The organism is Pseudothauera hydrothermalis (genome assembly GCF_003345255.1).
Classification (GTDB): Bacteria; Pseudomonadota; Gammaproteobacteria; order Burkholderiales; family Rhodocyclaceae; genus Pseudothauera; species Pseudothauera hydrothermalis.
The window spans coordinates 2,796,552-2,819,668 of sequence record NZ_CP029331.1; the positions used below are offsets into that span (position 1 = coordinate 2,796,552).

General features: G+C 64.3%; 24 protein-coding genes. 5 read left to right on the forward strand and 19 right to left on the reverse strand.

Annotation, left to right across the window (positions count from 1 at the left end; translation table 11 throughout):
• Positions 1 to 16: 16 nt before the first annotated feature.
• The 14 genes from atpG to DIE29_RS13410 form a co-directional block, all read right to left on the reverse strand.
• On the reverse strand, positions 17 to 886 hold the full coding sequence (gene atpG, locus DIE29_RS13345; RefSeq protein ID WP_102042792.1) for a F0F1 ATP synthase subunit gamma: 870 nt from the start codon (positions 884 to 886) through the stop codon (positions 17 to 19).
• Between the two features lie 21 nt (positions 887 to 907).
• Positions 908 to 2,446, reverse strand: a complete 1,539-nt coding sequence (atpA, locus tag DIE29_RS13350; RefSeq protein ID WP_102042793.1) for a F0F1 ATP synthase subunit alpha — start codon at positions 2,444 to 2,446, stop codon at positions 908 to 910.
• A gap of 12 nt (positions 2,447 to 2,458) precedes the next feature.
• The gene (locus tag DIE29_RS13355; RefSeq protein WP_102042794.1) at positions 2,459 to 2,995 is read right to left on the reverse strand and encodes a F0F1 ATP synthase subunit delta; all 537 of its coding nucleotides are present in this window, start codon (positions 2,993 to 2,995) and stop codon (positions 2,459 to 2,461) included.
• A gap of 3 nt (positions 2,996 to 2,998) precedes the next feature.
• Positions 2,999 to 3,472 carry a F0F1 ATP synthase subunit B gene (locus tag DIE29_RS13360; RefSeq protein WP_108080816.1) on the reverse strand — a complete coding sequence of 158 codons (474 nt, stop codon included), beginning with the start codon at positions 3,470 to 3,472 and terminating at the stop codon, positions 2,999 to 3,001.
• Between the two features lie 43 nt (positions 3,473 to 3,515).
• Positions 3,516 to 3,761 (reverse strand): F0F1 ATP synthase subunit C, encoded by a 246-nt coding sequence (gene atpE, locus DIE29_RS13365; RefSeq protein WP_002925444.1) that lies wholly within the window; start codon positions 3,759 to 3,761, stop codon positions 3,516 to 3,518.
• A 60-nt stretch (positions 3,762 to 3,821) separates the two neighbouring features.
• Positions 3,822 to 4,667: a F0F1 ATP synthase subunit A gene (gene atpB, locus DIE29_RS13370; protein WP_102042796.1), complete on the reverse strand. Its 846-nt coding sequence runs from the start codon at positions 4,665 to 4,667 to the stop codon at positions 3,822 to 3,824.
• A 2-nt stretch (positions 4,668 to 4,669) separates the two neighbouring features.
• Entirely contained in the window at positions 4,670 to 5,011 is a 342-nt protein-coding gene (locus DIE29_RS13375; protein ID WP_102043313.1) for an ATP synthase subunit I, read from the reverse strand.
• 152 nt (positions 5,012 to 5,163) lie between these two features.
• The gene (locus tag DIE29_RS13380; RefSeq protein WP_102042797.1) at positions 5,164 to 6,030 is read right to left on the reverse strand and encodes a ParB/RepB/Spo0J family partition protein; all 867 of its coding nucleotides are present in this window, start codon (positions 6,028 to 6,030) and stop codon (positions 5,164 to 5,166) included.
• A 16-nt stretch (positions 6,031 to 6,046) separates the two neighbouring features.
• A complete protein-coding gene (locus DIE29_RS13385) occupies positions 6,047 to 6,817 on the reverse strand; it encodes a ParA family protein (protein WP_102042798.1) in 771 nt (256 codons plus the stop codon).
• Positions 6,818 to 7,477: a 16S rRNA (guanine(527)-N(7))-methyltransferase RsmG gene (gene rsmG, locus DIE29_RS13390; RefSeq protein WP_114650125.1), complete on the reverse strand. Its 660-nt coding sequence runs from the start codon at positions 7,475 to 7,477 to the stop codon at positions 6,818 to 6,820. It lies immediately after the preceding gene.
• A complete protein-coding gene (mnmG, locus tag DIE29_RS13395; protein WP_114650126.1) occupies positions 7,474 to 9,387 on the reverse strand; it encodes a tRNA uridine-5-carboxymethylaminomethyl(34) synthesis enzyme MnmG in 1,914 nt (637 codons plus the stop codon). Before mnmG ends, rsmG begins: the two co-directional genes overlap by 4 nt.
• A 143-nt stretch (positions 9,388 to 9,530) precedes the next feature.
• Positions 9,531 to 10,493: a DMT family transporter gene (locus DIE29_RS13400; RefSeq protein WP_114650127.1), complete on the reverse strand. Its 963-nt coding sequence runs from the start codon at positions 10,491 to 10,493 to the stop codon at positions 9,531 to 9,533.
• Positions 10,494 to 10,618: 125 nt separating this feature from the next.
• Entirely contained in the window at positions 10,619 to 11,446 is an 828-nt protein-coding gene (locus tag DIE29_RS13405) for an AraC family transcriptional regulator (protein ID WP_114650128.1), read from the reverse strand.
• A 38-nt stretch (positions 11,447 to 11,484) separates the two neighbouring features.
• Positions 11,485 to 11,955: an Lrp/AsnC family transcriptional regulator gene (locus DIE29_RS13410; RefSeq protein WP_174202352.1), complete on the reverse strand. Its 471-nt coding sequence runs from the start codon at positions 11,953 to 11,955 to the stop codon at positions 11,485 to 11,487.
• A 172-nt stretch (positions 11,956 to 12,127) separates the two neighbouring features.
• On the opposite strand from DIE29_RS13410, the gene leuA reads away from it, so the two are divergent.
• From leuA to DIE29_RS13435, 5 genes are all read left to right on the forward strand, one after another.
• Positions 12,128 to 13,834, forward strand: a complete 1,707-nt coding sequence (gene leuA, locus DIE29_RS13415) for a 2-isopropylmalate synthase (RefSeq protein WP_114650130.1) — start codon at positions 12,128 to 12,130, stop codon at positions 13,832 to 13,834.
• Positions 13,835 to 13,918: 84 nt separating this feature from the next.
• Complete coding sequence (locus DIE29_RS13420) at positions 13,919 to 14,548, forward strand: flavin prenyltransferase UbiX (RefSeq protein ID WP_102042806.1); 630 nt, start codon at positions 13,919 to 13,921, stop codon at positions 14,546 to 14,548.
• Positions 14,538 to 15,140 (forward strand): LON peptidase substrate-binding domain-containing protein, encoded by a 603-nt coding sequence (locus tag DIE29_RS13425; RefSeq protein ID WP_102042807.1) that lies wholly within the window; start codon positions 14,538 to 14,540, stop codon positions 15,138 to 15,140. The genes DIE29_RS13420 and DIE29_RS13425 overlap by 11 nt, the downstream gene beginning before the upstream one ends.
• A gap of 197 nt (positions 15,141 to 15,337) precedes the next feature.
• Positions 15,338 to 16,045: an AzlC family ABC transporter permease gene (locus tag DIE29_RS13430; RefSeq protein ID WP_102042808.1), complete on the forward strand. Its 708-nt coding sequence runs from the start codon at positions 15,338 to 15,340 to the stop codon at positions 16,043 to 16,045.
• Positions 16,042 to 16,368, forward strand: coding sequence for an AzlD domain-containing protein (locus DIE29_RS13435; protein WP_102042809.1), 327 nt, complete (start codon positions 16,042 to 16,044; stop codon positions 16,366 to 16,368). Before DIE29_RS13430 ends, DIE29_RS13435 begins: the two co-directional genes overlap by 4 nt.
• 28 nt (positions 16,369 to 16,396) lie before the next feature.
• Here DIE29_RS13435 and DIE29_RS13440 read toward each other — a convergent pair whose 3' ends face one another.
• The 5 genes from DIE29_RS13440 to DIE29_RS13460 all read right to left on the reverse strand — a co-directional run bounded on the left by DIE29_RS13440 (position 16,397) and on the right by DIE29_RS13460 (position 23,106).
• Positions 16,397 to 17,080, reverse strand: a complete 684-nt coding sequence (locus DIE29_RS13440; protein ID WP_102042810.1) for a DUF3334 family protein — start codon at positions 17,078 to 17,080, stop codon at positions 16,397 to 16,399.
• A gap of 105 nt (positions 17,081 to 17,185) precedes the next feature.
• Positions 17,186 to 19,834, reverse strand: coding sequence for an AAA family ATPase (locus tag DIE29_RS13445; protein WP_114650131.1), 2,649 nt, complete (start codon positions 19,832 to 19,834; stop codon positions 17,186 to 17,188).
• Positions 19,831 to 20,970: a metallophosphoesterase family protein gene (locus DIE29_RS13450; RefSeq protein ID WP_114650132.1), complete on the reverse strand. Its 1,140-nt coding sequence runs from the start codon at positions 20,968 to 20,970 to the stop codon at positions 19,831 to 19,833. The genes DIE29_RS13445 and DIE29_RS13450 overlap by 4 nt, the downstream gene beginning before the upstream one ends.
• Positions 20,971 to 21,100: 130 nt before the next feature.
• A complete protein-coding gene (gene tpx, locus DIE29_RS13455) occupies positions 21,101 to 21,601 on the reverse strand; it encodes a thiol peroxidase (RefSeq protein WP_102042813.1) in 501 nt (166 codons plus the stop codon).
• Positions 21,602 to 21,804: 203 nt separating this feature from the next.
• On the reverse strand, positions 21,805 to 23,106 hold the full coding sequence (locus DIE29_RS13460) for a PepSY-associated TM helix domain-containing protein (protein WP_102042814.1): 1,302 nt from the start codon (positions 23,104 to 23,106) through the stop codon (positions 21,805 to 21,807).
• Between the last annotated feature and the right edge of the window lie 11 nt (positions 23,107 to 23,117).

Below are 23,117 nucleotides of genomic sequence, written 5' to 3' on the forward strand. Positions count from 1 at the left end.
TTAAATCAATAATCCGTTACACCGCGGCAGCGCCGCCGACGATTTCCGACAGTTCCTTGGTAATCGCAGCCTGACGGGTCTTGTTATAGACCAGCTGCAGCTCACCAATGACGTTTTTGGCATTGTCGGAGGCGGCTTTCATCGCCACCATGCGCGCACTCTGTTCCGAAGCCATGTTCTCGGCCACCGCCTGATAAACCAGCGCCTCGACGTAACGCACCAGCATTTCGTCGATGACCACCTGCGGATCCGGCTCATAGAGGTAATCCCAAGAGCCCTTGGGCGTTCCGAGCCGCTCCCCGGTCAGCGGTAGCAATTGCTCCAGCACCGGTTCCTGCTTCATCGTGTTGATGAACCGGGTGTAGGCAATGAACACTGCATCCAACTCATCGTTCTGGAAAGCGTCCAGCATGACTTTCACCGGTCCAATGAGCTTTTCCAGATGAGGTGTGTCACCCAGGTGCACGACATGCGAGACGACCTTCGCGCCCACCCGCTGCATGAAACCGAGCCCTTTGTTGCCGATGCAGCAAGCCCGCACTTCGGTGGCGCCGTTGGCCTCCCAGTCTTTCATGGCATTGATGGCCACGCGCTGGATGTTGGTATTGAGGCCGCCGCACAGACCCTTGTCGGTGGTGACAAGAATCAAACCCACCCGCTTGAGCTGCTCCTTGCGGACCAGGAAAGGGTGTTTGTAGTCGGTCACATTGGCTTGGGAGAGGTTCGCGGCGAGTTGGCGGATCTTCTCGGCGTACGGACGGGCAGCCCGCATCCGGTCCTGCGCCTTGCGCATCTTGGATGCGGCCACCATTTCCATGGCCTTGGTGATCTTGCGCGTGTTTTGCACGCTCTTGATCTTGTTGCGTATTTCCTTACCGCCAGCCATTTTCCGTCTCCAATCCGGGCATCACGCCCAGCTCTTCTTGAACTCGGCAATCGCCTCGGCAAGCGCTTTTTCGCCGTCGGCGTCGAGCTCTTTCTTGCTGAGGATCGAAGACACCAGATCGGGATACTTGCCCTTGATGTGCTGCAACATCGCCGCTTCGCAGGCCAGCACTCGGGAGACTTCGACGTCGTCGAAATGACCGTTGTTGACCGCGTAAAGGACGATAGCCATCTCGGCGACCGACATCGGCGAGTACTGCGGCTGTTTCATCAACTCGGTCACCCGGCGGCCGCGCTCGAGCTGCTTGCGGGTCGCATCGTCCAGATCGGAAGCGAACTGCGCGAAGGCGGCCAGCTCACGATACTGGGCCAGGTCGGTACGAATACCGCCCGAGAGCTTCTTGATGACCTTGGTCTGGGCAGCACCGCCGACGCGGGACACCGAGATACCGGCGTTGATCGCAGGACGGATACCGGCGTTGAACAGGTCGGTCTCCAGAAAGATCTGGCCGTCGGTAATCGAAATCACGTTGGTCGGCACAAACGCGGACACGTCACCGGCCTGGGTTTCGATGACCGGCAGCGCGGTCAAGGAGCCGGTCTTGCCCTTGACTTCGCCCTTGGTGAATTTCTCGACGTAATCGGCGTTCACACGGGCAGCGCGCTCGAGCAGACGGGAGTGCAGGTAAAAAACGTCGCCCGGGTAGGCTTCACGGCCCGGCGGGCGGCGCAGCAGCAACGATACCTGCCGATAAGCCCACGCCTGCTTGGTCAGATCGTCATAAACGATCAGCGCGTCCATGCCACGGTCGCGGAAGTATTCGCCCATCGTGCAGCCGGCATAGGCGGCCAGATACTGCATCGCGGCCGATTCGGAAGCGGTTGCGGCCACCACGATGGTGTATTCCATCGCACCGTTTTCTTCCAGCTTGCGGACCACGTTGGCAACGGTCGACGCCTTCTGACCAATGGCCACGTACACGCAGTACATGTCCTGGCCTTTTTGGTTGATGATGGTGTCGACAGCCACTGCGGTCTTGCCGGTCTGGCGGTCGCCGATGATCAGCTCGCGCTGGCCGCGACCGATCGGCACCATGGAATCGACCGATTTCAAGCCGGTCTGCACCGGCTGGGACACCGACTGGCGGGCGATCACACCCGGCGCGACCTTCTCGATCTTGTCGGTGAGCTTGGCGTTGATCGGCCCCTTGCCGTCGATAGGCTGACCCAGCGCGTTGACTACGCGGCCGATCAGTTCAGGACCGACCGGCACTTCGAGAATGCGGCCGGTGCCCTTGACGGTATCGCCTTCGGTGATGTGCTCGTACTCGCCAAGCACCACCGCACCGACCGAATCGCGCTCGAGGTTGAGCGCCATGCCGAAGGTGTTGCCGGGAAATTCCAGCATTTCGCCCTGCATGACGTCGGTGAGACCGTGGATGCGGCAGATACCGTCGGTGACGGAAACCACCGTGCCCTCGTTACGCGACGTGGCGGCGAGCTGCAGGTTCTGAATCCGGCTCTTAATCAGATCACTGATTTCAGAGGGGTTGAGTTGCATGGATGTATGCTCCTAGTTCTTTAGCGCAGCGGCCATGTTCGCGAGCTTGCCGCGGACCGAGGCGTCGATCACTTCGTCGCCGATGGCGATGCGGACCCCACCGATCAATTCGGGGTCCACGCTGACTTTGACATCGAGCTTGGTCTTGAAGCGTGCTTCGAGATCGCTCTTGAGTTGAGACAGCGTGGCATCGTCGAGCGGGAAGGCGGAGGCAATCTGGGCCTCCCGGACGCCTTCATGTTCGTTTTTCAGTTGAACGAACAGGTCACGGATCTCCGGAAGCAGCTGCAGGCGTTCGTTGGCCACGAGGACACGGACGAAATTCTGCAGTTCGGCGGACAGCCCATCCCCGGCCAAACCCAGCACCAGCTCGATCAACTGGTCATCGGTCAGCTTGGGGTCGGCAATGCAGTCCCGCATCTGCGGATCGGCGGCAATGACAGCCAACCGATCCAGTGCTTCCGACCAAGGCCCCAGCGCACCTGCCCCACGGGCCAGCTCGAAGGCGGCATCCGCATAGGGGCGCGCGATGGTGACGTTCTCGGCCATGACTTATTGCAATTCCTGTTTCAGGTTGGCGAGCAGTTCGGCGTGGGCCTTGGCATCGATTTCCCGCCGCAGAATGCGTTCTGCGCCGGCCACGGCAAGCTGGGCGACCTGCTCGCGCAGAGCCTCTTTGGCACGCTGTGCCGCAGCGCCGGCTTCGGCTTCGGCCTCCTCACGAGCCTTGGCGATGATGCGTGCGGCTTCGGCGCGAGCATCGTCGATGAACTTGGCGGCCTGCTTTTCGGCGGCAGCCCGCATATCGCCCGCGGACTCACGGGCTTTGCGCAGCTCTTCGACGACTTTCTTTTCGGCCAGCACGAGGTCGGCCTTTGCCTTGTCCGCAGCCGCCAGCCCGTCCGCGATTTTCTTCGCGCGCTCGTCCAGTGCCTTCACGATCGGCGGCCACACGAACTTCATCGTGAACCAACCGAGAATGAAGAACACAACGAGCTGAGCTATCAGGGTTGCGTTCAGATTCACTGTTCCGTTCCCTCTGTTGCGTTAAGGGGATGAACCGAACCGATCAGAGCTGGAACGGGTTGGCGAAGGCGAACATCATGGCGATACCGACGCCGATCAGGAAGGCCGCGTCGATCAGACCGGCCAGCAGGAACATCTTGGTTTGCAGCGCGTTCATCAGCTCGGGCTGACGGGCGGAGGCTTCCAGATACTTCGAACCCATGATGCCGATACCGATACAAGCACCGATAGCACCCAGGCCAATGATCAGACCGGCGGCCAGCGCAACGAAACCCAGAACGTTTTCCATGACGACTCCTTGTATAGAGGTTGGTGAGTTTAAAAAACCAAGTACAGCGTAAAGAGAAACTTAGTGACTTTCGTGCGCCTGACCCACATAGACCAAGGTCAGCATCATGAAGATGAACGCCTGCAGCACGATGATCAGGATGTGGAAGATGGCCCAGATGGAGCCGGCGATCAGATGCCCGATGAAGCCGAACACGGTCGCCGTGCCACCCAACAACGCGATCAGGATGAACAGCAGCTCACCTGCATAGAGGTTGCCGAACAGCCGCATGCCGTGGGAGATGGTTTTGGCCAGGAATTCGATGATCTGCATGGCGAAGTTCACCGGCCACAGCAACGGATGCGCACCGAAGGGCGCGGTAAAGAGCTCATGCACCCAGCCGGAAACACCCTTGATCTTGACGTTGTAGTACAGGCAAAGCAGCAGCACGCCCGAGGACATGCCCAAGGTAACGTTGAGGTCGGCAGTCGGCACCACGCGCATGTAGGCATGCGCCGGATCGCCGCCGCTGGCCGCCACCACGCCTTCCCACAGCCGCGGCAGCAGATCGACCGGGATCAAATCCATGAAATTCATGAAAAAGATCCACACGAACACGGTCAGCGCAAGCGGCGCGACGAATTTGCGCGACTCGGCGCTATGCACGATCCCCTTGGCCTGATCGGCCACCATTTCGACCAGCAGCTCGACGAAACCCTGAAAGCGCCCCGGCACACCCGAGGTGGCCTTGCGCGCGGCCAGCCATAGCAGGAAAACGGTCAGCAGACCGAGCGAAATCGACCAGAACATCGAGTCGAGGTTGATCACACTCCAATCGACTACAGCCTCCTGGGCGTGACCGGTATTGTTGAAGTGCGTCAAGTGGTGAATGACGTATTCGGATGCAGTGGGAGCGTTTCCAGCCATGGTCAGGTCTTTACCAAAAATGCAAACAAATTCGCTTTAAGCGCCAGGATCAGCGCAATCAACAGCGCGCCCCAATGGACGTCTGGATACAGCGCCACACCTAACGCCAACAACACCACGATCGACGACACTTTCAACAGCTCGCCGACGACAAAGGTGGCAACCCGCGCACCGGCCGGCCGACGCGCAAGTACCGCCAGACGCAGCGCGAAAAGCCCGCTCGGAATCACCACCGACAAACCGCCCAGCGCAGCGGAAGCCGCCCCGCGCAGCCCGAAAAAAACGGCCGCAATGGCCGTTGCCAGGAGGGTTGCGCCAAGCTGGAGAAGCACCGCCTTCAGCATTTGCGAGGTGTCGGTGAGCCGCAAAGCCGCGCCACCGCGTTGAAAATCCGGTGAATACTAGGGGTTAACCGCAACAAAGTCAAACTTTCGACGCGGTGCACAACGCGCCAATCTGTCGTCATACATCTTATAGATGACTACATCGGCAAGACTTACGGTCGCAGCTTGGCCAGCAAGCCGTCGAGCTGATCCAGATTACCGAAGCGAATCACCACCTCTCCGGCGCCTTTGCGGTTGGCTTTGATCTTGACGGTCGCACCGATGTGGTCGGACAGCTCCTCTTCCAGCCGCTGCAGGTCCCGGTCTGGCGTTGCCGGGGCTTTTTGCGGCCGCGGGTTGAGCAGGTGCTGCACCATACGCTCGGTGTCGCGCACCGACAAACCGCGGGCGGCAATCTGGTTGGCAAGCTGAATCTGGCTGGCGCCATCGAGCGGTAGCAAAGCACGCGCATGCCCCATGTCGATGTCACCGGCCATGAGTAACTCCTGCACCGGTGCCGCCAGGTTGAGAAGACGCAACAGGTTGGAGGCTGCCGGGCGCGAGCGCCCGACTGCATCGGCCGCCTGTTGATGCGTCATACCGAATTCGTCGATCAGGCGTTGGATACCGCTGGCCTCCTCCAGCGGATTGAGGTCTTCGCGCTGGATGTTTTCGATCAACGACATGGCCAGCGCCGCCTCGTCTGGAATTTCGCGCACCAGGCAGGGTACTTCGCTCAGCCCGGCAATCTGTGCGGCCCGCCAGCGGCGTTCACCAGCGATGATTTCGTAGCGCGGCGCGCCGCCGAGCGCCTCGAGCGGACGGACCAGGATGGGCTGCATGACCCCTTGGGCCTTGATCGAGGCGGCCAACTCCTCGAGCGAGCCTGGATCCATCCGGGTACGCGGCTGGTACTTGCCGGGCTGCAATGCATCGATCCGCAAGATTTGCAGCGCGCCGCGCTCGGCATCGTCATCGCGGTTGGCGGCCAGCAGCGCGTCCAGGCCGCGGCCCAGGCCTTTTAGTTTTGGTGGCGTCATGGCGTGATGGAGTTGATTACAGGGTTTTGACCCGCTCGATCATTTCTTGCGCAAAGGCCATGTAGGCTTGCGCGCCCTTGGCCGTGCGGTCGAACACCACACCGGGAATGCCGTGGCTGGGCGCTTCGGCCAGGCGCACGTTACGCGGCACGATGGCCTGGAACACTTTGTCGCCAAAATGGCTCTCCAACTGCGCAGAGACCTGTTGCTGCAAGGTTACGCGTGGATCGAACATTACTCTGAGCAGACCGATGATCTTCAGGTCGCGGTTGAGGTTGGCGTGCACTTTTTTGATGGTATTGACCAGGTCGGACAAGCCTTCCAGCGCGTAGTATTCGCACTGCATCGGGATGATCACGCCATGGGCGGCGCACAACCCGTTGAGGGTGAGCATCGACAGCGAAGGCGGACAATCGACAAGCACAAAGTCATAGTCCCGATCGAACGCCGCGAGCGCATCGCGCAGGCGGTTCTCGCGCCGCGCCAGGTCAACCAGCTCCACTTCGGCCCCGGCCAAATCGCGGTTGGCGGGCAACACGTCGAAGCCACCGGTCGGCGACGCCGCACGCGCTTGGTCCAGTGTGGCCAGTCCGACCAACAGGTGATACACCGACTTATCCAGCGTGCGTTTGTCCACGCCACTGCCCATGGTGGCGTTGCCTTGCGGATCGAGGTCGACCAGCAGCGTGCGCTGACCTGCCAGATGCAAAGCCGCGGCCAGATTCACGCAGGTGGTGGTCTTACCGACCCCGCCTTTCTGGTTGGCAACACAGAAAATGCGAGCCATTCAATCCCCTTTGTGCTCCATGCCATCCCTTTTCAGGATGATCAGATGGCGCGCTGCCTGCAGCCCCGGCACAGCCAGCGGTACGACCCGATCGACACGCCAACCCGCCGGCAGGCGGGCGATTTCATCCTCAGGATAGACTCCCTTCATTGCCATCATGCGGCCGTCCGGTGCGAGCAGCGCACCGGCCAACTCGACAAACCGCGCCAGATCTGCAAACGCGCGCGAGATCACGGCAGCGAAGGGTGGCGCGGAGGCGAGTTTTTCCACCCGGGCGTTTTCGGGGCGAAAATTGTCCAGTCCGAGTTCGATTTTGGCTTGTTGCTGAAAAGCCGCTTTCTTGTTGACCGCCTCCACCGACACGACGTGCAGGTCGGCGCGCGCAATCGCCAGCGCAATGCCAGGCAATCCCCCTCCAGAACCAATGTCGGCCAACCGCCCGATACCCTCCAGATACGGCAGCACTGCAAGCGAATCGAGCAAGTGGTGGGTAATCACCTCTTGCGGCGTGCGGATCGCAGTAAGGTTATAGACCGTATTCCACTTGAGCAGCAGTTCGCCAAAAGCCAGCAGCCGGTCTTGTGTGTGCGCCGGCAACGCGAGGCCGAGCGCAGACAGACCTGCGGCCAGCCGATCTCGGTAAGGGGCGAGCGCGCTCATGCGCGCTTGCGCCTGTCATCGACGTTGCGGCTGACCGCTTCATGGCGTTTGAGCCACACCAGCAGCAACGAGATGGCCGCCGGGGTTACCCCCTGGATGCGGCTGGCCTGGCCGATGGTCTCGGGCCGGCCGGCGGTGAGCTTTTGCTGCACTTCCTTGGACAGGCCGCGCACCTGGGTGTAATCCAGATCGGCCGGCAGACGGATGTTCTCAGCCTCCAGTTGTTTGGCCACTTCGTCCTGTTGGCGGTCGATGTAGCCCTGGTACTTGGCCGCGATTTCGATTTGCTCGATGACCTGCGGATCGGTTTCCGGTGCTTGCGGCGCGCCGGGCAGGCTCATGAGATCGAGATAGCGGGTCTCGGGGCGGCGCAAAAGCTCGAAGTAGCGTTGCTCCCGCTCCAGCGCCTTGCCCAACACACGCTCCTGGTCGGCCAGCGGAATCTGCTCGGGGCGCGCCCAGGCGGCCTTGAGCTTAGCGGTGCCGCGTTCGATCGCCTCACGCTTGGCGCAAAAAGCCGCCCAGCGGATATCGTCGACCAAGCCCAATTCGCGCCCTTTTTCGGTGAGCCGCAGATCGGCGTTATCCTCGCGCAACTGCAAGCGGTATTCGGCGCGCGAGGTAAACATCCGGTAAGGCTCGGACACCCCGCGGGTGATCAGATCATCGACCAGCACCCCCAGATAGGCTTCGTCCCGGCGCGGGCACCATGGCTCGCGTCCGGCCACCTGCAGCGCAGCGTTCGCGCCGGCCAGCAGCCCTTGGGCAGCGGCTTCCTCGTAGCCGGTGGTACCGTTGATCTGCCCGGCAAAAAACAGCCCGGCAATCGACTTGGTTTCCAGCGAGCTTTTGAGATGGCGCGGATCGAAATAATCGTACTCGATGGCGTAACCGGGACGCAGGATATGGGCGTTCTCCAGGCCGCGAATCGAACGCACGATCTCGAGTTGCACATCGAAAGGCAGCGAGGTGGAAATGCCGTTCGGATAGATTTCGTGCGTCTGCAGACCTTCCGGTTCGAGAAAAATATTGTGGCTGTCACGGTCGGCAAAGCGGTGGATTTTGTCCTCGATCGACGGACAATAGCGCGGCCCCACGCCTTCGATCACCCCGGAATACATCGGCGAGCGGTCCAGATTGGCGCGGATGATGTCGTGGGTACGCCGGTTGGTTTGCGTCATCCAGCACGACAACTGGCGCGGGTGCTGGGCGGCCGAGCCAAGGAAGCTGAACACCGGCACCGGATCGTCGCCCGGCTGCTCGGTCATGACCGAAAAATCGATGGTGCGCGCATCCAGTCGCGGCGGCGTGCCGGTCTTGAGCCGCCCCTGCGGCAGCTTCAGCTCTTTGAGCCGCGCCGCCAAGGAAATCGCTGGCGGATCGCCGGCACGGCCCGCGGCGTAATGTTGCAGGCCGACGTGAATCAACCCGTTGAGGAAGGTTCCCGCGGTCAGCACCACCGCGGGCGCCTCGAAGCGCAAGCCGATTTGGGTGACCACGCCGGTGACCCGATCGCCGGTCACGGTCAGATCATCCACCGCCTGCTGGAACAGCCACAGATTTTGCTGATTTTCCAGGCGATGGCGGATCGCTGCCTTGTACAGTACGCGATCGGCCTGAGCGCGGGTGGCGCGCACCGCCGGCCCCTTGGAGGCGTTGAGAATGCGAAACTGAATGCCCGCCTCGTCGGTGGCCGCGGCCATCGCCCCACCCAAAGCATCGACCTCCTTGACCAGATGCCCCTTGCCGATGCCGCCAATCGACGGGTTGCAGCTCATCTGCCCCAGGGTTTCAATGTTGTGGGTCAGCAAAAGCGTCGCGGCACCCATACGCGCCGCGGCCAGCGCGGCTTCGGTTCCGGCATGACCGCCGCCGACCACGATGACATCAAAACGGGAGGGATAGCGCATCGGGCGCTCCTCGAACGACTGAATCGGGAAAGGCGCCGGATTCTACGCCTTTGCCTCGCAAAAGCCTAGCGCACAATCGCCTTGTTTCACGAAATAAACCTTTACGAACATTGGTTTAGGCGATTGCTCCGACAGCGCCCGATTCAGCCCCGGCTGCCATCCGAGTGCGCGGACATTCTGTGCACCGCAACCACCACCCCCAGCACCAGCAGCACGATGCCCACCAGGGTCACCGGCGCGGGCCAGGCTGCGCGCAACAGAAACGCATAAGTCAGCGCCGCCAGCGTTTCGAACACGATCAACTGGCCGGCCAGCGCGGTCGGCAGGCGCTGGCTGGCCTGATTCCAGCACAAGGTGCCCGCCCACGAGGCCAGCAAGCCGATCGCACACATCAAACCGATGAAAAACCCCGGCCGCGGACCGAACGGCATCGGAAACTGCGCCCCACCCAAGGCCATGCCGCCCCACAACAGGGCATAGCCGGCAAGCGCCAACGGCAAGGTCGCCACGCCTTGCGCGGTGGCCCACGCACGCGGGCTGCGGTCCGGGTGCGCGCGCAGCCACTGCGCGTTGCGCAGCGGATACCAAGTCCAACACAGCAGCGCCCCCACTGCCAGCAGCGCCCCGAACGCATAATCGGCCGGATCGGCCGACGCATCGGCCCGCAGCGCGGCCAGTTCGACCTGATTGACGCAGGCAATGCCGCTCGCAATCAGCGTCAGCGGCAAAGCCAGCCGCGCCCATGGCAAGCGGCCGTCGCGCGCCCCTTGGCGCAGGTTGGCGCATACCGCGATGACCACCGGCAGCGTGCCGATGATCATCGTCGGCAGCGGTCCGCCGGCGCGCTGGATGGCGCTCGAAAGGCACAAGTAATACAGCAGGTTGCCGATTGCGGCGAGCTTGAGCGCCTCCACCCAATCGGCGCGGGTGAGCCGCGCCAGCGCGCGGCGGTCTGCCCAGGCCAGCGGCAGGGCAATCAGGCCGAAGGCAAAGTAACGCCCCACCGACTGCAGCGCACCAGGATACTCGGGCAGCAACAGCGGGCCGACGAATACCAGCCCCCACAGCAGCCCGGCTGCGAGTGCGTAAAGAATTCCGATCCACATGAGGCCGGCAGTGTGGCCGCGTCAGCGGCGCTCGTCTTGAACAGGATTGCGCTTGGAGGACGGTGCGCAGCTTTCGGTGGCACACACCCTGGGGGCACCACCACTATGTTGCGGCGGCCGCCGATTCAGGTGCCGCGCACCTGACGCTGGTAACGCGCCGGAGTAACCCCGTAGCGCCGCGCGAAGGCACGGGTCAGATGGGCCTGATCGCTCAATCCGGTGGCCGCGGCCACCTCGGCTGGCGGCTTGCCGGCAGCGAGCTGGCGCTTGGCTTCGGCTAGACGCAACGCCATCAGCATCTGCTGCGGGGTGACGTGGTAGTGCGCGCGAAAGCTGCGCAGAAAATGCCACGGGCTCAACCCGGCCACCGCAGCCAACTCCTCCAGCGTGATGCGTTCGGCAAGTTGGGCGCGCAAGTACTCCAACACCGGCGCAAAGCGCGGCGCGCCACCCCGCTGTACGGCGCGGCCGATACGCGCCTGGGGGCGGAACACGCTAAGCAGCTCGGCCAATAGACTGTCAAAAGCCAACGGCTCGCGGGCAGTCCATAGCGCCTCGAGCAACGCGGTGGCACGCTGCGCGGCGGCTGCATCCTCGCACACCGCGTCGCCAAACCACCAACTACCCTCGCCACTGATCTCCTCGACCACCTGGGCATCCAAATAAAGCATGCGGTAACGCCAGCCGGTTGCGGTCTCGGCCCGCCCGGTGTGAAGTTCGTCGGGATTCATATGCACCAGCGAGCCGGCTGGTGCGAGCACCTCGGCGCCGCGGTAGCGGAAGCGTTCGACCCCGGTTTCGATGGCGCCCAAGCCAAAGCCATCGTGACTATGCGGCTCAAAAGCGTGACGCACGATATGGGCGCGATAGCACTCCACCCCCTTGCGGTGGGCCGGGCGGAAAAAGCGCGCGGTGTCGCGCGCATCGTCGAAAACTTCAGGCACGCCTTGCATGGCTGCGAACTTAGCATGAGCCAGCACGCAGCGGACGGTCAGCTCTGCGGCAACGGCAACGCGGTGTGGTCCAACACGCGACGCAGCACGAAGCTCGAATGCACGCCGGTCACCCCGGGAATGCGGGTGATGCGCTGCAGCAGCAGCTCTTGATAGGCATCCATGTCGGCCACCACGACCTTGAGCTGGTAGTCGGCATCCTGCCCGGTAATCAGCAGACATTCGAGCACCTCGGCAATGGCGGCCACCTCGGCCTCGAAGCGGTCGAAACGCTCTGGGGTGTGGCGGTCCATGGAGATGTGGATCAGCGCCATCAGGGTCAGACCCAGCTTCTTGGCATCGAGCAGCGCCCGGTAGCCAGTGATCAATCCGGATTCTTCCAGCGCACGCACCCGGCGCAGGCAGGACGAGGGCGACAGCGCCACCCGCTCGGCCAGATCCTGGTTGCTGATCCGCCCATCCTGCTGCAACAGCTCGAGGATCTGGCGGTCGTAGCGGTCCAATTGCAGCTTGTTGGTCATTCGAATCACCACACTGCAGTAAATTTCGATTTAATCTATTGTTTTGCAATATTGTGCCAAAAATCGCGTCATCGCAGCGCAACAACGCAATCTTCCACCGAGCCCACTCGCCTAAGATTTCTCTATTGCAGATTCAGCACTAAATCCTCGGAGTGCCGCCATGATGTTGTCCGACCCGTCCGCAAAGTACCGCCCTTTCTCGGCCATCGCGTTGGTCGACCGTCAGTGGCCGAACAAGGTCATCGCGCGGCCGCCGATTTGGTTGAGCACCGATCTGCGCGACGGCAACCAGGCGCTGTTCGAACCGATGAACGTCGAGCGCAAGATGCGCATGTTCCGCACCGTGTGCGGGATCGGCTTCAAGGAGATCGAAGTCGGTTTTCCGTCGGCCTCGCAAACCGACTTCGACTTCGTTCGCCACCTGATCGAAGGCGGCCACATCCCCGCAGATGTCACCATCCAGGTGCTCACCCAGGCGCGCGAGGACCTCATCCGCCGCACCCTGGAATCGGTACGCGGCGCGCGCCGGGCCATCGTGCACGTCTATAACGCCACCTCGCCAACCTTCCGCACACTGGTGTTCAACATGGACAAACCGCAGGTGGTCGCGCTGGCGGTGTCCGCGGTGCGTTTGATCAAGCAGCTCGGCGAAGCGATGCGCGCCGAATGCGGCACCGAGATTGCCCTCGAATACAGCCCGGAGACTTTCTCGGCCACCGAGCTCGAGTTCGCCAAGGAAGTCTGCGACGCGGTGACCGCCGAATGGGGCGCCACGCCTTCCAACAAAGTCATCCTCAACCTGCCGGCCACGGTGGAAGTGGCCACGCCCAACGTGTATGCCGACCAGGTCGAGTGGATGCACCGCCACCTTGCGCGGCGCGACAGCGTGGTGCTTTCGCTCCACCCGCACAACGACCGCGGCACCGGTGTAGCCGCCGCCGAACTTGGCATGATGGCTGGCGCCGACCGGGTCGAAGGCTGTCTCTTTGGCAACGGCGAGCGCACCGGCAACGTGGACCTCGTCACGCTGGCGCTCAATCTCTACACCCAGGGCATCCACCCCGGGCTCGATTTCTCCGACATCAACGCAGTAGCGCGCACCGTCGAGCACTGCAACCAGTTGCCCATCCACCCCCGCCACCCCTATGTGGGGGATCTCGTGTTCACGGCCTTCTCTGGCTCCCACCAGGACGCCATCAAGAAGGGTTTCGCCGCCCAAAAGGCCGGCGCCCCGTGGAACGTACCCTATCTGCCGATCGACCCGGCCGATCTGGGCCGCAGTTACGACTCGGTGATCCGCGTCAACAGCCAGTCCGGCAAGGGCGGCATCGCCTACCTGCTGGAAACCGAGTACGGCATCGTCATGCCGCGCCGCCTGCAGGTGGAGTTCTCGCGTGAGGTGCAGAAAGTCACCGATGCCACCGGCACCGAAATGAGCGCAGCGGCGATCTGGGCGCTGTTTAGCGCCACCTATCTCGACACCGTGGAGCCGGTGCGCTACGTCGAGCACCACCTCTTCGAGCACGGCGCAGCGCAGGGCATCCGCCTGGTGGTGGAGATCGCCGGCACCCGCCACCTCTTGGTGAGCGAAGGCAACGGACCGATCGACGCCGCAGTGCATGCGCTGCAAGGCGCCGGCATCCACATCACCGTGCGCAGCTTTGAAGAGCGTTCGCTCGCCCCCAGCCATGACGCCGGCGAGGCGCGCGCCTGTGCGTTCGTGGAACTGGCCGCGCCGGGCCGCGGCGACTGCTACGGTGTGGGGCTGGACGGCAACATCGTCACCGCCTCGATCCGCGCCATCGTCAGCGGGCTAAACCGCCTGGGGCTGGCACTTGGCGCCGACGGCCAAAGCCTTGCCGCCTGAGCGTGCGCTTGCGTGCGCCGCACTTTGCCCGGACGCGGCCGGCGTGCAACACTGCGGGCTGTACCCAACCGTTCGCGTCACCCCATGAACAAGACCATCGCCGTCGCCTTCACCGGCGCTTCCGGCATGCCCTACGGCATGCGGCTGGTCGACTGCCTGCTGGCGGCCGGCTGCCAGGTATGGCTGCTGTATTCGCAAGTCGCGCAGATCGTCGCCCGTCAGGAGATGGGCATCGAGCTGCCTTCGCGTCCGGCCGAACTCGAGGCGGCGCTGCGCGAGCGCTTCAAAGATGTCGACGGCCGCCTACGGGTGTTCGGCCGCGAGGAATGGTTCGCCCCGCCGGCCTCCGGCTCCAACCCACCGGACGCCATGGTGGTATGCCCGTGCACCATGGGCACGCTGGCGGCGATTGCCGCCGGTCTGGCGCAGAATCTGATCGAGCGCGCCGCCGACGTGGTCATCAAAGAAGGCCGCAAGCTGATATTGGTGCCGCGTGAGACACCGCTGTCCGCGCTGCATCTGGAGAACATGTTGCGCCTGGCGCGCCTGGGCGTGGTCATCCTGCCGCCCAGTCCGGGTTTTTACCACCACCCACAGCGCATCGACGATCTGGTGGATTTCGTGGTCGCGCGCATCCTCGACCAGCTGGGCGTCGCACACAGCCTGATGCCGCGCTGGGGCGAGGCCGGCGAGGAGGCCAATGATGAGCGCTGACACCGCGCGCCTGCCGCTGTTTCCGCTCAGCGCGGTATTGTTTCCCGACGGACTGCTGCCGCTACGCGTGTTCGAGGCGCGCTACATGGACATGACCGCACGCTGCCTGCGCGAGCAATCGAGCTTCGGCGTATGCTTGATCGCCGCTGGGCAGGAAGTGGGGGCGCCGGCCGTACCCTGCGCGGTCGGCACTGAAGCCACAATCGAGCAATGGGACATGCGCGAGACCGGCGTGCTGTCCATCCTGGTCCGCGGCGGGCGGCGTTTTCGCATCGAAGACCGCCACATTCAGCCCGACGGGCTGCTCACCGCCACGGTGCGCTGGCTACCCCCCGCGCCGTCACGCCCGGTGCCGGAGGCGCAGGCCGACATTCTGCCGCTGCTGGGCGCGATCGCTGCCGAGGTCGGCAACCCGCTGCCGGCGCCGCACCGCTTCGACGACGCCGCCTGGGTGGGCGCGCGTTATGCAGAGCTATTGCCGATTCCGCAGCGCGCCCGGCAAGCGTTGCTGGAGCTCGACGACGTAATCAGCCGGCTGGAAATCATTCAGCAGTATCTGCGCCAGCACGGGCTGCTAGGACGTGAGGGCTGACACGTCGTTGAAAAACGTCGCCCGGATGGCCCTTCGCAGCCGTTTATTCAAAGCCCTGCTGAAACCCTGCCAGCGCTTAGGCAGCCAACCGGTGCCCGTTCTGGATTGACGTTGACGTAAACCCGGACTCTGCAAGGCCAGGCCGCGCTGCTATGCTCTTGGCTTTGCACACACGGTAGCATCGTAACTTTTACCCCATGTTCAATGAATCCTTCAGGCGCGGCGCCATTGAAGGCTGGCGCGCCTTTCTGCCCGTGTCGGTCGGCCTGATCCCCTGGGCGGTGGTGACCGGTGTGGCCATGCGCTCCATCGGCCTCAGCCCGCTCGAAGCCATGGGCATGAACATCATCGTCTTTGCCGGTACCGCTCAGCTCGGCACCTTGCCGCTGATCGCTGCCGGTGCGCCGTTGTGGCTGCTGGTGCTCACCGCGCTGGTGCTCAACCTGCGCTTTGTAATCTTTTCCGCCGCGCTGGCGCCGGCCTTTGCCGGCTACTCGAAGCGCCGCCGCACCCTTGCCAGCTATCTGCTGGTCGATGGGGTGTTCGCCGTGCTGTCCGAGCGCCTGCTGGCCGCGGACGATCCGCACTGGCGTTGGGGCTGCTACATCGCGCCTTCGGTCTGGTGCTGGGTGCTGTGGCAGCTGTTCGCACTGGTCGGCGTGCTCGGCGCCGGCGTGCTGCCGGCGGACTGGTCGCTGGAGTTTATGGCCACCATCGCGCTGATGGTGATGCTGGTGCCGATGAGCGCCACCCGGCCGATGCTGGTCGCCGCGCTCACCGGCGGTCTGGGCGCGGTGCTGCTGCGCGGGCTGCCGCTCAAGCTCGGCCTGATCGCCGGCATCCTGGCCGGCATTGCCGCCGGCTTTGCCGCAGAACACTGGCAGCAACGCAGGGGGCAGGCATGAGCGAGGGACTGTGGCTGTGGCTGACCTTGGCGGCCATTGGCAGCACCACCATCTTGACCCGCGGCAGTTTCATCATCCCCGGCGAACGCGCCCGCCTGCCAGCGACCCTGCAGCGTGCGCTGCGCTACGCGCCGGCCGCGGCGCTGGCTGCCCTGATCGCGCCCGACCTGCTGCTGACCGAAGGCGAATTGACCCTGCAGAACCCCAAGCTCGCCGCGGGGATCGTAGTGATCCTGGTCTGTAGCCGATTGCGCAACCCCTGGCTGCCGTTCATCGCCGGCATGGCCGTGTTGTTACTGCTACGCAAAGGGTTCGGCTTGTAGCAGGCAAATGCAAAACGACTGCGCTGAGCTAAATTCCCAGCGACTTCAGCAGTTCATCGTGGTCGTCGGCCGCTGACGGCGCTGCGTTGGATTGGGCCTGCTGGCCGGCTTGATCGATCAGCGCGTCCGGGTCGGGCGCTTCGTCGGCGACGAAGTCGTTCATCTTGATGAACTCGGTGCGGTCGATCGCCAGTTCGAGGTAGAAGATATTGTTGCGCCCGGTGAAAAAGGTCACCCGGCGCGCTTCGGGCTCATCCAGGTTGGTGTCTACGCTCAGCATCACTTGCTTGTTGAGCGCCAGCATCTTGGGCTGGTTCTGGGTGATGTGGGTTTGCAGCTCACGCGCCACCTTGCCGGTAAAGTCGCCGACGATCTGGTTCATCAGCTCGCCCATGACATTACTGACTTCGTCCGAGGTGTAGGCGCTGGCCAGCTCGTCCTTGGACATGCCCATGTTCAGCATGTACCGCTCGTAAAGTTCCATTGCCGCCGGCGCGGAGAAGTTGATCACCACCAGGCCGGAAAAACCGCCGTCGAACAGGACGAAGCAGCCAATGTCCGGCTTGAGGCAGGTGCGGGTAATGCGCTGGACCATGGCGGAGTAATGCAGTTGGCTGTTGGTGGCCACACTCAGTACTTTGGTCACCGAATTGCATAGGCTTCTGAGTATGTCTTCGGTGCCGAATACCACGGGGTTACTTTGCGTGCTCATGGATGCCTACCGGTTTTGTTTTGTCCAGGGGAATCAGGGCGAATGTATCACACCGTTGCCGCCGCTATGAGGCCCGGCGGCCTCGGGTGCCGTCCGGCGCATTGACTACCCTCGCAGCGCTGCGAGTGCGCGCGCCGCCACCCCAAGGTCACGCCAGTTGGCCGGATGACAGGTAAAGAGCAGGATTTGATGGCGGGTGGCAGCATCGAACAACACCCGTTTCATCTGCGCCAGACGCTCGGCGTCGCTGTGCACCAGCGCATCGTCGAGAATGAGCAGCGTCGGGCGGCCGGCTTCGGCGAGCAGGTCGGCATACGCCAGGCGGGCGATCACCCCCATTTGTTCGCGCGCGCCGAAGCTCAACGCCTCAAACCCGCTCCATTCACTGCCGCCGCCCTTAGGGCGGATCAGCGGCCCTGGGGCCAGGTCTTCGTCGATTTCGATGCTGGCCTGCGGAAACAGCAGTTGCAGGTAGCGGTTGAGATGCTTTTGCAGCGGCGCCTGCAAGCGGCGGGTGAGCGCGCGGCGTTGGTCGCGCAAGAGATCCAACAGCAGGTCGAGCGCTGCGGCACGACGGCGTAGCTCGGCCACACGCCGTGCAGCCTGGGCGTGGTCGCGGGCAAGCTCGGCGCGGCGTTCGTCCAAACCGCGTGCGCCTTCGGTCTGCAGCGCCACTTCCAGGCGCAGCAAGCGCTCGCGGCGTTCATGGTGTTGCCGTTCCAATTGCTCGGCGCTGGCGCGCAGACGTTCGACATCCTGCTGCAAAATTTCCGGGCGGGCGGCGGCGAGCTGACGCTCGAGTTCGCCGATGCGGGCAGCCAGCGCGGCCTGCTCGGCGCGCGCCGCGGTCAGCTCGCGGCTGGCGGCAGCCAGGCGTTGAGCCCGCTCGGGAGCCTCGCACAGGGCTTGTGCGGCAGCATGCTCACGGATGGCGGCCTCCAGCCGGCTGTGGGCATCGGCTGCGGCAAGCTCGGCGCGGTGGGCATCCTCGCGCAGGGCATCGACGGTTTGCGTGGCGGCCAGTTCGGCGGCTTCGGCCTCGGCCGCGGTGGGCAGCTCAGCGGGCGTGTCGGCTGGTGGCGGCAAGCGTTCGAGTGCTTGGGCAAGCTCTTGAGCGCGGGCAGCCCACACGGTGTGCTCGGCATGCAGCGCATCCAGGCCCTGCGGCGCGAGCGCCCGTAAGCTGGCCTGGGCAATGGCCAGGTCATTTTGTAAATTGTTTTGCGTCAGCTCACGCGCCTCGACAGCCGCCAGTGAATCGAGCCCAAGCCGCGCGAGCAGCATGTGCTGTGCATCGGCCAGTTCGGTCGCGCGTGCGGTGAGCGCAGCCAGATCGCCCCCGCCGGGGGCGATTTCCAGGCGGCCTAGACCCGGCAGCACCAGCGTAGTGAGGGCCAGCAGACGGATTTCGCCGTGGCCGGTCAGCGCCTGCCCGTTCAACGCGATCTGCTGTCCCGGTTCCAGTTCATAGGTCAGGCGGGTGGCCACGGCCCTGCAGCGGATGTCGATATCTGCCAGCTCGCGCGCCTGCGCGCGCAAGGTTTTCAGTTCCTGCGGGCCGATGGCGTTGGCCGCGATCTCGCGCTGCAACGCCTGCACCCGCAACTGGGCGGCTTCGGCTTGTTGCAGTTGGGCGGTGACGGTGTCGAGTTGCCTTTGCGCGGCTTCGGCATCGCGCGCCAGACGAGCGCGCTCGGCGCGCTGACGGAACGCGCGCAGCATCGCGCGCGCCGCCTCCAGGGCGCGCTCGGCCTGCACCAGCCGCGCCCGCCAGTTCTCCAGGGGCGCGGTGGCCGCGGCGTGGGCCTGTCGCGCGCTTTCGAGTGCGGCCCGGCGTGCGGCCAGCGCTTGCTCTTCTCGTGCAAAACCGTCGAGCTGGGCACGCAGCAGATCGATACGGCTGGCAAGCTCTGCAGCGCGCTGGCGCTCGGCTGTGAGCGCCGCGTGCAGTTCGGCCGCGGCCTGCAAACGCGCTTCGGCTTCGCCTTGCTGGGCACGGAGCACCCGCCAGGGCTGCTCGGCTTCGTCCGCGGCGTGTTCCCGGCGCAGCGCGGCGAGCGCATCCACGCGTTCGCGGTAACGGGCGATTTCCTGGTCCAACTGGGCAAGTTCGGCGGCCAGCGCGCTTTCCTTGTCCAGCGCCTCCTTGTACCCGCCCCGCGGGCGCGCGCCGGCTTCGGTCAGCAATTCATGACGCTGTGCGGCCACCACGCCCAAGAGTTCATCGCCGCCGCGGGCGGTCACTTCTCCGAGCGATTGGTGGAGCGCGCCACGCAAGTGGTCGGTGGCATGTCCCACCGCCTCGCGCAACGCCTGCGAGCTGCCTTGCTCGATCCATAGCAGACCGGGGATACCCCAGTGTTCCGCTTTGCTCGCCCCCCGCCCGGCGTATTGAAAGCCCAGCAATTCGGCCAGACGGTCCTCGGCCAGCTCGCCGTCCAAGGTCTCGCGGCCGAGCTGCAGAATGCAGCGCTTGCGGCTCAAAAAGGTCTTGGTCAGATGACAGGGCTGCCCGTTCAATTCGAAGTCGAGCGCCACCGTAGGCGCGGCGTTCGGCTCGTTCCACGGACGCAGGTCATCGACGCTCGCCGAGCGGTGACGCTCGAAGAAGGCCGCGCGGATGGCGGCTACCACGGTGCTTTTGCCGGCTTCGTTGGGGCCGGTGAAGAGATTGAGCCCCGGGGCGAGGTCGCCGATTTCCAGCGCGGTGCGGAACTGCCGGAACTGCTCGATGCGGATACGGGTCAGCCTCATTGCCCCGCCCCTTTGCCCACCGGGCGGCGCGCGGCGAGCAAGCCAGCCAGGATCACCAGTGCATCGCGCGCCGCCTGGGCGCGGGCCGGGTCCTGCTCCGCTTGCGCGGCCCGTAAGGCGCTGACCACGTCGGCCACATAACCTTCTGCGGCGAGCGCTTCGAGATCCGCCGCGCTGGGATCCACCCGCAGTTCGGCCAGATCGACGGTCAGGCTGCGCGCGCGGCCCTGCGCCTGCCCGATGGCCTCGGTCAAACGGCGGTGACCGGCCAGATCGGTGCGACCGCGCACGGCAAGCTGCACCACGTCGGTCGCGCCCAAATCGGCCAGCCCCGCCAGCAACATGTCGAGGTCGCTGGGAACCTGCAGTTCGGCCGCGATGGTGTGCCAGCGGTAGCGGCCGGTGGTAATCGGGGTGACCACCGGCAAGACGCCGGGTGCGGCAATGTCGACCAACAACGCCTGACCGGAAGCATTGGCGCGAAAACGGTCGGTTTCGGGCGTGCCGGCGTACCAAGTGCGCGGGTCGATCTCGCGGGTGCCGTGCCAGTCGCCCAGTGCCAAATAATCGAGACGGGCGCTGGCCGCACGGTCTGCGGCAATCGGGTTGGGCGAATCGATGTCTTCGGCCAGAACACCCTGCACACTGCCGTGAGCCAGTCCCACGCGCAGATAGCCGGCCGGCGTGTCGGCGGCGGCAAACCATTCGGTGAGATCGTTATAGGTGTTGCGCTGGGTGAGCGGCGCAGGCAGCACCGCCACCTGCAGATCGTCCAACAACAGCGGTGTGGGGCTCAGACAGACGGTGAGGTTCGCCGGCATGGCATCGAGCCGCGCAGCCCGGGTCCACACCGACTCGGCCAGCGCAGCATCGTGATTGCCCGGAATCATCACCCAACGCCCTGCAAAACCGCCCAGGGCATGAAACAGGCGGTGCACGGTGCGGTTGCTGACGGTTTGCACATCGAACACGTCGCCCGCCACCAGGACCGCATCCACCGCGTGCTCGGTAGCGAGCCGGGCGAGACGCTCGACCGCGTTGAAACGCTCGTCGGCCAGCAAGGCGGCCTCGACGGCGTCGAACTGGCCGAACAGCTTGCCGATCTGCCAGTCGGCGGTATGCAGAAATCTAGGCATGCAGGCTAACGGAACAAGGCGAAAGGCGGGCCGGCGTCGGCGTGCAGGATCGCGCAAGGGGTCGCCCGGCTGCGTTTAGCCCAGCGCCCCCAATCCGTTGCACGCACCGAGGCGCCCGCCGGGGCAAAGATCAACCGAGCGCGGCCAGCGCCGCGGCGTAGTCCGGCTCGTCTTTGATTTCGGCAACCAATTGGGCGTGGATGACCGTGTCGTCGGCATCCAGCACCACCACCGCGCGCGCAGTCAGGCCGGCGAGCGGGCCGGAGGCAATCGCCACCCCCCAGTCGCGCGCAAACTCAGGGTGACGGAAAGTGGACAGGGTGTGTACATTGGCCAGCCCTTCGGTCTCGCAAAAGCGCTTGGCCGCAAACGGCAGATCGGCCGAAATCACCAGCACCACGGTATTGTTCAGTCCGGCCGCCTCAGCGTTGAACTTGCGGGTGGACGTGGCGCAGGTGGGGGTATCCAGACTGGGGACGATGTTCAACACCTTGCGCTTGCCCGACCAAGCATCCAGGCCGACATCCTGCAAATTGACGCCGGTTAAGCAGAAGGCGGGGGCCTTGGTGCCCTTGACCGGAAAAGTGCCGGAAACTTCGACCGGGTTGCCACCCAGGGTAACGGTGCTCATGGTGTGCGCGCTCCTCAGGAAAAATGGAACAGGCCGGATCGCCGGCCTGGCGACGCAGGCAGTCCAACCACAAACTGCCGCCGCCTCATGCCAACAGGCGCGCCACGTATGCCGCAACGCGCTGCGGCGATGTTAGCACTCATACAGCCGCTGCAACATCGCCCCCTTCGGTGGGCGTTCGTCAGCGGCTTGGCAAGCTGCTTTCAGCCCAGCGCCGCGCCGGTTTCAGCGCCCAGCGCACGACGCTGTGCCGCTTTGAGCCGCGCGCGACGTTTCTTCCACCAGATGTACACCCCGGTCACGCTGAGCATCGCGACCACCAAGCCCATCAGCGAAATCAGGATGCGCCCAGGCAGGCCGAGGATCCGCCCCGAGTGCAGCGGAAACTGAGCCTGCACAAAAATATCCGCCGCGCTACCCTGCCAAGGTAGCCGCTCGCCCAGCAGACGACCATCGGCGGCATCCAGGTAGAGCGTCTTGTGGCCCACGCCACCCGCGCCATGATCGGCGCCGGCGTGGAAGAACTGCACCCCATAGACGCCGAAATGGCGAGCGTAGAACACGCTGCCCGGTGGCTCGCTCCAGCCGCGTCGCTGACCTTCGGCGGCCGCCAGTTCGACGATCTCGGCCAGACCGCGCTCGGCGGCAATAGGCCGATGCAAGGGGCTGGGTTGGCGCAGGTCGAAAGGCGTTGGAGTCACTTGAGACACGGTGGACATCAGCGGAAAAAACACTTCGCGGTACAGATTCAGCGAGAAAGCGGTAAACGCGACGATGAACAGCAGCAACCAGGTCCACAAGCCAAAGGCGCGATGCAGATCGTAATTGAGCTTGTAGCTGCCGGCTGCCCAGCGCACCTTCCAGGCCGGCGCCCAGCGCTGCCAGAAACTGCGCGCGCGCGGAACGGCATCATCGCCGGCAAGCGCCTCGTCCGCAGCATGCGCCGCCGCCCGCCGCCGGGCCGGCAGGGTGAGCAGAAAGGCGACGAAACAGTCCAGCGTCCACACGATGGCCACCACGCCCAGCAGCCAGATGCCCCAGCGGTCGGTGCCACCCATCTCCGGCAGGTGCAGACTGTAGTGCAGCTTGTAGAGAAAGGAGACGAAGTTTTCGCGGGTAACCGGCCACACCGCGCCCCATTGGCGCTTGCCGAGTTCCTCCCCGCTGGCTGGATCGACGAAGACCTGGTTGAAACCAGGCTCGTACAGTCGCCCGGTGGCCGGATCCACCCGCGGTTCGACCCAGAACGCCAAGGAATGCCCCGGCTCGGCAGCCAACTCCATAAAGGTGACCTCGACCTGCGGATAACGCGCCTCCACTTCACGCGCCAGCGCCAAAGCGTCGCGCGCCGGCCCTGCCGCACGGGCGGTGGTGAGCTGCGGGTTGAGCCACTCGTCGAGCTCGTGATCCCAGGAAATCACCGCGCCGGTCAAACCGGTGAGAAACAAAAAAAGCGCCGTAGCCAGGCCGAACCAGCGGTGAACGATGACAAAAATTGCGCGCATGGCGGCTCTCC